The 9,453-nt window shown below is 64.0% G+C and carries 6 protein-coding genes and 1 pseudogene; 6 read left to right on the top strand and 1 reads right to left on the bottom strand.

Annotated elements, in window-relative coordinates; all coding sequences use genetic code 11:
• Nucleotides 1-263: 263 nt before the first annotated feature.
• The 3 genes and pseudogenes from J0I79_RS00890 to J0I79_RS00880 all read left to right on the top strand — a co-directional run bounded on the left by J0I79_RS00890 (nt 264) and on the right by J0I79_RS00880 (nt 1,717).
• A pseudogene (locus tag J0I79_RS00890) lies at nt 264-547 on the top strand (type II toxin-antitoxin system RelE/ParE family toxin).
• A gap of 37 nt (nt 548-584) precedes the next feature.
• Nucleotides 585-884, top strand: a complete 300-nt coding sequence (locus J0I79_RS00885) for a HigA family addiction module antitoxin (RefSeq protein WP_292854473.1) — start codon at nt 585-587, stop codon at nt 882-884.
• A gap of 80 nt (nt 885-964) precedes the next feature.
• Nucleotides 965-1,717 carry a DUF502 domain-containing protein gene (locus tag J0I79_RS00880; RefSeq protein ID WP_292854471.1) on the top strand — a complete coding sequence of 251 codons (753 nt, stop codon included), beginning with the start codon at nt 965-967 and terminating at the stop codon, nt 1,715-1,717.
• Here the strand turns inward: J0I79_RS00880 and recG are convergent.
• Entirely contained in the window at nt 1,669-3,777 is a 2,109-nt protein-coding gene (gene recG / locus J0I79_RS00875; protein WP_292854470.1) for an ATP-dependent DNA helicase RecG, read from the bottom strand. The two genes, J0I79_RS00880 and recG, sit on opposite strands and share 49 nt — an antisense overlap.
• Before the next feature lie 92 nt (nt 3,778-3,869).
• Here recG and J0I79_RS00870 point away from each other — a divergent pair, with 92 nt between their 5' ends.
• The 3 genes from J0I79_RS00870 to J0I79_RS00860 all read left to right on the top strand — a co-directional run bounded on the left by J0I79_RS00870 (nt 3,870) and on the right by J0I79_RS00860 (nt 9,257).
• Nucleotides 3,870-4,157, top strand: coding sequence for a succinate dehydrogenase assembly factor 2 (locus J0I79_RS00870; protein WP_292854469.1), 288 nt, complete (start codon nt 3,870-3,872; stop codon nt 4,155-4,157).
• Nucleotides 4,158-4,170: 13 nt separating this feature from the next.
• Nucleotides 4,171-7,668, top strand: coding sequence for a transcription-repair coupling factor (mfd, locus tag J0I79_RS00865; protein ID WP_292854467.1), 3,498 nt, complete (start codon nt 4,171-4,173; stop codon nt 7,666-7,668).
• A gap of 215 nt (nt 7,669-7,883) precedes the next feature.
• Nucleotides 7,884-9,257: a class II 3-deoxy-7-phosphoheptulonate synthase gene (locus tag J0I79_RS00860; RefSeq protein ID WP_292854466.1), complete on the top strand. Its 1,374-nt coding sequence runs from the start codon at nt 7,884-7,886 to the stop codon at nt 9,255-9,257.
• The last annotated feature ends 196 nt before the right edge of the window (nt 9,258-9,453 follow it).

Genomic DNA, 9,453 nt, shown 5'->3' with positions numbered 1-9,453 from the left:
AGCCTGAAGACGATGGAGACGATCGTGCTTCCGGACGTGCCGGAACTCATCTCGCCGATCATCTATGCGCTGCCGATCCAGATGCTGGCCTATTTCGCCGCCGTCTTCATGGGCACCGACGTCGACCAGCCCCGCAATCTCGCCAAGTCGGTGACGGTGGAATAGGGGCGTTCGGGGCCAAGTCGAATTGTATCAGTAAATGATACATGTCTCTTGCTCCTGATTTTGTATCAAGATATGATACAATCGCTGGGGGAAGGCTGTTGATCGTCTCGTTCAAAGGCAAGGCGGCGGAAGCAGTCGCGGAAGGGAAAGCGCCGAAAGGATTTCCGTCGGATTTGGTGGCCCGCGCCGAGCGCCGACTTCGGGCAATCGACCATGCCGTCCAATTGAAAACGATCTTCGGTCACCGCCAGGAAACCACCTTGAGGCCCTGAAGGCAGATCGTGCCGGGCAGCATTCGATACGCATCAATGATCAGTGGCGCATCTGCTTCAGATGGACCGCTGCCGGTGCCGAAGACGTGGAGATCGTTGATTACCATTGAGCGGGCTCTTGCCCTGGCCCTTGGAGGAGACTGAGCTATGCCCAAGTTCGCACGCCCCATTCATCCCGGAGAGTTCCTGCGCGAGGAGTACCTTGTGCCGCTTGGCATGAGTGCCGGTGCGCTCGCAAAGAAGCTCAATCTGCCGCGTACCCGTATCGAGCGCATCGTCAAGGAGGAGGTCGGCCTGACCCCGGATACAGCATTGCGGCTCGCCAGGTTCTTCAACACCACGCCCGAGTTCTGGATGAATTTCCAGAAAGCCTATGAACTTGAAACCGAGGCAAGGAAGATCGCGGCCGAGCTCGACAGGATCGTGCCGATGGACGCCGCGGCATAGTTGGCCCTTTAAAAACTTCGCAGTTCCAAAGCGTCATCCGCTTCACTAATGTTGCGCTGCAACCCGCGCCCCGGTGAACCATGTCCGACGCTGCCAAGACCTCCGGCATGACCCGGCTGAGGAATTATTTTCTCACAGGCTTCATCGTCTGCGCGCCGCTGGCGATTACCGCCTATATCGCCTGGTCGTTCATCGGCTGGGTCGATTCCTGGGTAAAACCTTATATTCCGGCGCGCTACAGCCCCGACACCTATCTGCCGTTTCCGGTTCCTGGTTTCGGGCTGATCGTCGCGCTGATCCTGATCACGCTGATCGGTTTTCTGGCCGCCAACATCGTCGGCCGCGCCATAGTCGGCTTCGGCGAGCGCCTGCTTGGCCGCATGCCGCTGGTGCGCGGCATTTATGGCTCGCTGAAGCAGATTTTCGAGACCGTGCTGTCCAACAAGGGCGACATGTTCAGCCAGGTCGGGCTGGTCGAGTACCCGCGCAAGGGCGTCTGGTCGCTGGTGTTCGTGGCCGGCGAGAAGGAAACCGAGATCAACGAGAAGCTCGACCAGGAGGGCGATCCGCTGATCGCGGTGTTCATGCCCTGCACGCCCAATCCGACCACCGGCTTCCTGATGTATGTGCCGAAGTCGGACATCGTGATGCTGGACATGACCATCGAGGACGGCGCCAAGCTGATCGTATCGGCCGGGCTGGTGGCGCCGGAGGTGAAAACCAAGCTGGTGGCGCTGAACGGCGAGCCGGTCAACGGAACGGTCGCCAATCCGCCGCTGGGGCCTCACCCGGCGCGAAGAAGCCGCACCGCCTCGTCGCGGCCGAACAAATAGAGCAGCAGGCGCAGCGCCTCGCCGCGTTCGGATTGCAGTTCCGGGTCGCGTGACAGGATCAGCCGCGCATCGTCGCGGGCGGCCTCCAGCAGGTCGGCATGCGCCTCTATCCGCGCCACCTGGAAGCCAGGCGTGCCGGACTGGCGCGTGCCGAGCAATTCGCCTTCGCCGCGCAGCTTCAGGTCTTCCTCGGCGATGAGAAAGCCGTCTTCTGTCTCGCGCATCACCGACAGCCGACGCTTCGCGGTCTCGCCGAGCGGGTCCTTGTAAAGCAGCACGCAGGACGAAGGCTTGTCGCCACGTCCGACCCGACCGCGCAACTGGTGCAACTGGGCAAGGCCGAAGCGCTCGGCGTGCTCGATGACCATGATCGTCGCATCCGGCACGTCGACGCCGACCTCGATGACCGTGGTGGCGATCAGGATGCGCGTCTCGCCCTGCTTGAAGGCGCGCATGGCTTCGTCCTTCTCGGCGCCTTTCATGCGGCCGTGCACGAGGCCGATGCGGTCGCCGAACAGGGGTTTCAGCGATGCGAAGCGATCCTCGGCCGACATCAGCTTGATCTCTTCGGATTCTTCGACGAGCGGGCAGATCCAATAGATTTTCTGGCCGTCGGCGACGGCGTCGAGCATGCGGCCGACCAGTTCGTCGAGCCGTTCCAGCGGCAGCGTGACGGTACGGATCGGCTGCCGGCCCGCCGGCTTTTCCGTCAGTTTGGAGACATCCATGTCGCCGAAGGCGGTCAGCACCAGCGTGCGCGGGATGGGCGTTGCCGTCATCACCAGCATGTCGGGCGCGTCGCCTTTGGCGGTGATGGCGCGCCGCTGGTGAACGCCGAAGCGATGCTGTTCGTCGACCACCGCAAGGACCAGGTCGTGATAGGTCACCGTTTCCTGGAACAGCGCGTGCGTGCCGACGACGATGTCGATCTCGCCGCTGGCGAGGCCGGCCAGCGTTTCAGTGCGCTCTCGGCCCTTTTCGCGGCCGGTCAGGATGGCCACCCGCAGGCCGACCCTGGCGGCAAGCGGCGCGATCGTCGCCAGATGCTGACGGGCCAGGATTTCGGTCGGCGCCATCAGCGCCGCCTGGCCACCAGCCTCGACGGCGCGTGCCATCGCAAGCAGCGCCACCACGGTCTTGCCCGAGCCGACGTCGCCCTGCAGCAGCCGCAGCATGCGCTCGGGATCGGCGAGGTCGGCGTTGATTTCGGCGAGCGCGAATTCCTGCGAAGGGGTCAGCGAATAGGGCAGTGCGGCGCGCAGTTTCTCGACGATGCGGCCGTCGCCGACAAGAGGACGGCCCGACAGGCGGCGCACCTTGGCCCGCACCAGCGCCAGCGACACCTGGCCGGCCAGGAACTCGTCATAGGCCAGGCGCCGCCAGCCGGCGCCATCGACGGAAACGTCGATCGGGTCGGCCGGATTGTGGATGCGGGTCAGCGCGTCGCCGAAGGCCGGGAAAGTGTGCCGGCGCATGAAAGCGCCGTCCTGCCATTCCGGCAGTTCCGGCAATCGGCCGAGCGCCTGGCCGATCGCGCGCCGCAGAACCTTACCGGAAAGCCCTGCCGTCAGCGGATAGACCGGTTCGACCAGCGGCAGGTTCTCCGCCTCGCTGGCAAGCGCGATGTGGTCGGGGTGGACCATGGTCGGGCGGCCGTTGAACCATTCCATGCGGCCCGAGACCACGACATGCTCGCCGACCGGCATCGCCTTTTCGAGATAGGAGGCATGGGCGTGGAAGAAGGTCAGGCCGATTTCCCCAGTGTCGTCATGGGCATAGACGCGATAGGGCACCGAGCGGTTGCCGCGCGGCGGCGGCTGGTGGCGATCGATGCGCACCTCCAGCGTTACGATCGAGCCTTCGGCGGCGAGAGCGATGCCGGGGCGGTTGCGGCGGTCGATGACAGTGTGCGGCAGCACGAACAGAAGATCGCCGGCGCGCGCGGCACGGTCGCCAAGATCCGCGACCACGACCTTTTCGATCAGCACGCCGACCTTCGGCCCGACGCCGGCAAGCGAGGTGATCGGGACAAACAGCGGATCGAGGATGGATGGGCGCATGTTGTCAGCTTATGTCGCGACGGCGGCAGCGCAAGGCTGACAGCCCCTTCTATCCACGCTATATGCGCCGCTTGAAGCGAGGATGCGGCACAATGACCGGAACGAAACGATCGAGCGAGGGCCTGGACGCCCACCGCCGCAAGCTCCTGTTCCGCTCCTGGCATCGCGGCATGCGTGAGATGGACCTCATCCTCGGCACCTTCGCCGATGCCGAGATCGGCAACTTGACCACCGAGGAAATCGAACAATATGAGAGGCTCCTCGACATTTCCGACACCGACTTCCTGCCGCTGGTCACGGGCGAACGCCCGGTCCCCCGGGATATCGACTGCGCCGTCCTGCAGAAGATCCTGGCGTCGCGCCGGACCATGACATTTTGAAAAACAGATACGCATGACCCTCATTCCCACCATCGGTTTGCCGAAAGGCCGGCCCGGCCAGTTCATCGTCGATGGCGTCGCTGATGGCTACGAAGCGTTCGCGCTAGTGCAGACGGCGCTCGAGATCGCGCCGGACAAACCGGTGCTGTTCGTGGCGCGCGACGGGCAACGCCTGCCTGCTATAACCGAAGCGCTGGCCTTCGCTGCCCCCGGCCTGCCGGTGCTGGAACTGCCGGCCTGGGATTGCCTGCCCTACGACCGCGTTTCGCCCGGTTCCGACGCCGCCGCCAAGCGCCTCGATGCGCTGACCGCCATGATCGCGCTGGCGAAGAAGCCGCACCGCGCCGTTATCCTCACCACCGCCAACGCGCTCCTGCAGCGCATTCCGCCCGCCGATCTCGTCGAGGCGCAGACCTTCCATGCCCGGCCGGGCAATCAGATCGACATGAACGTTCTGATCGCGCGGCTGGAAACGTCCGGTTTCGAACGGGTGCCGACGGTGCGCGGCATCGGCGAGTTCGCGGTGCGTGGCGGCATACTCGACCTGTTCGCGCCGGGCTGGAGCGAGGCGCTGCGGCTCGATTTCTTCGGCGACACGCTGGAATCGATCCGCGTCTTCGACGTGGCCACGCAGCGCACCACCGGACAGCGCAAGTCGATGGCGCTGCAAGCGATGAGCGAAGTGGCGCTCACGCCAGAGACCATCAGCCGCTTCCGCCGCGCCTATATCGAGGCATTCGGCGCGCCGTCGCGCGATGACGGGCTCTACGCGGCGGTCAGCGAAGGCCGGCGTTTCGCCGGCATGGAACACTGGCTGCCCTTCTTCTATGAGCGGCTGGAAACCGTTTTCGACTATTTGCCCGATGTGCCCGTGGTTTTCGACCATCTCGCGCATGAGGCGCTGGCCGAGCGCCACACGCTGATCCTCGATCACTATGAGGCGCGCAAAAAACAGGCGGAAGGCGCGCTCAAGGACGCGGTGCCGTACAAGCCCGTGGCGCCGGATCTGCTCTATCTCTCGCCGGAGAATCTGCGCGCCTCGCTCGGGCAGCGCGAGGACATTGACTTCACCGTCTTCGATGCGCCCGATGTCGGCGGCAAGAAGGTGTTTCATGGCGGTTCGCGGCAGGGGCGCAGCTTTGCCGAAGAACGTGCCGACCCCAACATCAACGTCTTCGACGTCGTGGTGAAACACATCGCCGACGAGCGCGCTGCGCGCCGCCGCGTCGTCATTGCCGGCTGGACCGAAGGGTCGCTTGACCGGCTTGGTCAGATCCTGGCCGAGCACCATCTCGGCAATCTCACGCCCGTGGCGACCCTGGACGAGGCCGAGAAGTTGGAGCCGGGGCAGGCGGCATTGGCCGTGCTGCCGCTGGAATCCGGCTTCGAGACGGAAAAACTCGTCGTCGTTGCCGAACAGGACATACTCGGCGACCGTCTGATACGCCGCTCGAAGCGCAAGAAGCGGGCGTCGGACTTCATCGCTGAGGCCTCGTCTCTGTCCGCCGGCGACATCGTCGTCCATGCCGACCATGGCATAGGCCGCTTTATCGGCCTGCGCACCATCGAGGCGGTCGGCGCGCCGCATGACTGCCTGGAAATTCACTATGCCGGCGACGACCGGCTTTTCCTGCCGGTGGAAAACATCGAGCTTCTGTCGCGCTACGGCTCCGACTCCGCCGAGGCAACGCTGGACAAGCTGGGCGGCGGCGCCTGGCAGGCGCGCAAGGCGCGGCTGAAGCGGCGTCTGCTCGACATGGCCGGGCAACTGATCCGTATCGCTGCCGAGCGGCAGATGCGCGCCGCGCCGTCGCTGGTGCCGGCTGAAGGCCTGTATGATGAGTTCGCCGCGCGTTTTCCCTACGAAGAGACCGACGACCAGCAGTCGGCGATCGACTCCGTGCGCGATGATCTCGGCGCCGGCAAGCCGATGGATCGCCTGATCTGCGGCGATGTCGGCTTCGGCAAGACCGAAGTGGCGCTACGGGCCGCCTTCATCGCCGCGATGGAAGGGTTTCAGGTCGCCGTCGTGGTGCCGACGACGCTGTTGTCGCGCCAGCATTTCAAGACCTTTTCGCAACGCTTCTCAGGGCTTCCCATCCGCGTCGCCCAGGCCTCCCGGCTCGTCGGCGCCAAAGAACTCGCGGAGACCAAGAAGGCGCTCGCCGAGGGCCAGGTCGACATCGTCGTCGGCACGCATGCGCTGCTCGGATCGTCGATCTCGTTCAAGAATCTCGGCCTGCTGATCATCGACGAGGAGCAGCATTTCGGCGTCAAGCACAAGGAGCGCCTGAAGGATCTGAAGACCGACGTTCACGTGCTGACCCTGTCGGCAACGCCGATCCCTCGCACTCTGCAGTTGGCTTTGACCGGTGTGCGTGAACTGTCGCTGATCGCCACCCCGCCGGTCGACCGCATGGCGGTGCGTACCTTCATCTCGCCTTTCGATCCGCTGGTCATTCGCGAGACCCTGCTGCGCGAACGCTACCGCGGCGGACATTCCTTCTATGTTGTTCCGCGCATCAGCGATCTCGCCGAAATCCATGATTTCCTGAAGGAATCGGTTCCCGAACTGAAAGTCGCCGTCGCTCATGGCCAGATGCCGCCGGGCGAACTCGACGACATCATGAACGCCTTCTACGACGGCCAGTACGACGTGCTTCTGTCGACCACGATCGTCGAATCCGGTCTGGACATCCCGACCGCCAACACGCTGATTATCCATCGCGCCGACATGTTCGGCCTGTCGCAGCTCTACCAGTTGCGCGGCCGCGTCGGCCGCTCGAAGGTGCGCGCCTATGCGCTGTTCACATTGCCGGCCAACCGCAAGCTGACCGACACCGCCGAGCGCAGGCTGAAGGTTCTGCAGTCGCTCGACACGCTCGGCGCCGGCTTTCAGCTCGCCAGCCACGATCTCGATATCCGTGGCGCCGGCAACCTGCTCGGCGAAGAGCAGTCCGGCCACATCAAGGAAGTCGGTTTCGAGCTCTACCAGCAGATGCTTGAAGAGGCCGTCGCCGAGGTGAAGGATTCCGGCGAGGTCCAGGACGGCGGCTGGTCGCCGCAGATTTCTGTCGGCACGGCGGTAATGATCCCGGAAGGCTATGTTCCGGATCTGCAGCTCAGGCTGGCGCTTTACCGCCGTCTCGGCGATCTCGAAACCACCGAGGAGATCGACGCTTTCGGTGCCGAGCTGATCGACCGCTTCGGCCCGCTTCCGGACGAGGTCAAGCATCTCCTAAAGATCGTCTTCATCAAGGCGCTCTGCCGCAAGGCCAATGTCGAGAAGCTCGATGCCGGGCCCAAGGGCGTCGTCATCCATTTCCGCAAGCGCGAGTTCCCCAACCCGGTCGGGTTGGTCAAGTTCATCGCAGAGCAGGGAGCTCTGGCCAAGATCCGGCCGGATCATAGCGTCGTCTTCGCGCGCGATTGGCCTACGGCCGAGAAGCGACTTGCGGGCTCGGCGGTGGTCATGACGCAACTGGCAAAGCTGGTGGAGAAGACTGCCTGATCGTAGCCTGCCGGCCTTTCCGTGCATGGCAAGCCATTCGCCAGCGCTGAAATTCCGGTCTAGAATAGGAAATCGGCTTCGTGTATGGAGCCGCCACCCCGTTTGGGGTTGAATTTGCGGGCGAGGGCGTTCGCTTATCTTGTTTGACGCAATTCCGGCGGAAACCCGCTTCACATTTTCCTGGAATTGCTCCGAAAGGGCGTTTGGGTGCAACGATGACAAAATGGTCGCCGAATTCGTGGAGAGCAAAGCCGATCAAGCAGGTTCCGGCCTATCCGGATCTTGCGGCGCTGAAGAACACGGAAGCCCAACTCGCCACCTTCCCGCCGCTGGTCTTTGCCGGTGAGGCGCGCAAGCTGAAGAAGCAGTTGGCTTCTGTCGCCGCTGGCGAGGCCTTCCTGCTCCAGGGCGGTGATTGTGCCGAAAGCTTCGCCGAACACGGCGCCGACAACATCCGAGACTTCTTCCGCGTCTTCCTGCAGATGTCGGTGGTGCTGACCTTCGCCGGCGCGCAGCCTGTAGTGAAGGTCGGCCGCGTCGCCGGCCAGTTCGCCAAGCCGCGCTCTTCCGACAACGAGACCAAGGGCGAGGTGACGCTGCCGAGCTATCGCGGCGACATCATCAACGGAATCGAGTTCGACACCAGATCGCGCATCCCCGACCCCGCCCGCCAGGAAATGGCCTATCGCCAGTCGGCGGCGACGCTGAACCTGCTGCGCGCCTTCGCCCAGGGCGGCTATGCCAGCCTGGAGAATGTGCATCGCTGGATGCTCGGCTTCGTCTCCGACAGCCCGCAGGGCGAAAAATACGAGTCGCTTGCCAACCGCATTACCGAGACGATGGACTTCATGAAGGCCGTCGGTATCACGTCGGAAACCAACTACGCGCTGCGCGAGACCGATTTCTACACCAGCCACGAGGCGCTGCTGCTCGGTTATGAGGAAGCGCTGACCCGCGTCGATTCCACCTCCGGCGACTGGTACGCGACGTCGGGCCACATGATCTGGATCGGCGACCGCACGCGCCAGCCCGACCACGCGCATGTCGAATATTGCCGCGGCATCAAGAACCCGCTCGGCCTGAAATGCGGCCCGTCGCTCACGCCGGACGGTCTGCTCGAACTGATCGACCTGCTCAATCCGGAAAACGAGCCGGGCCGGCTGACGCTGATCGCACGCTTCGGCTCCGACAAGGTCGCCGACCATCTGCCCAAGCTGGTGCGCGCCGTGCAGAAGGAAGGCCGCAGCGTCGTCTGGTCTTCGGACCCGATGCACGGCAACACGATCGAGGCCGCCGGCTACAAGACGCGGCCATTCGACCGCATCCTGAAGGAAGTGCAGACCTTCTTCGAGGTGCACCGCGCCGAAGGCACGCATCCGGGCGGCATCCATGTCGAGATGACCGGCAAGAACGTCACCGAGTGCACCGGTGGTGCGCGCGCCATCACCGCCGAGGAACTGCAGGACCGTTACCACACACACTGCGATCCGCGCCTCAACGCCGACCAGGCGATCGAACTGGCGTTCCTGGTCTCGGATCTGCTCAAGAAGAGCCACACGGTGCAGCACAAGCAGGCCGTCAACGGCTGATCGGCCACTGCCTTGCCAGATTGAAGAAGCGCCGACTGGAACCGGCGCTTTTCCAGCCCAGGTCAACGACGCCGAAGCGAGTGCATTGCGGCGAGCTTGCTGCATACAAACCGCTGCAGCAATCGGGGTGTCATGGAGTTAGCGGCCGCCTTTCAGGTCTACTCATACGGCCTCCCGGCCCGGCCGGGCGATATCG

Source organism: Mesorhizobium sp. (assembly GCF_017306585.1).
Lineage (GTDB): Bacteria > Pseudomonadota > Alphaproteobacteria > Rhizobiales > Rhizobiaceae > Mesorhizobium.
Note: the sequence above shows the minus strand (reverse complement) of the source record. Positions and strands in the feature narration are given on the sequence as shown.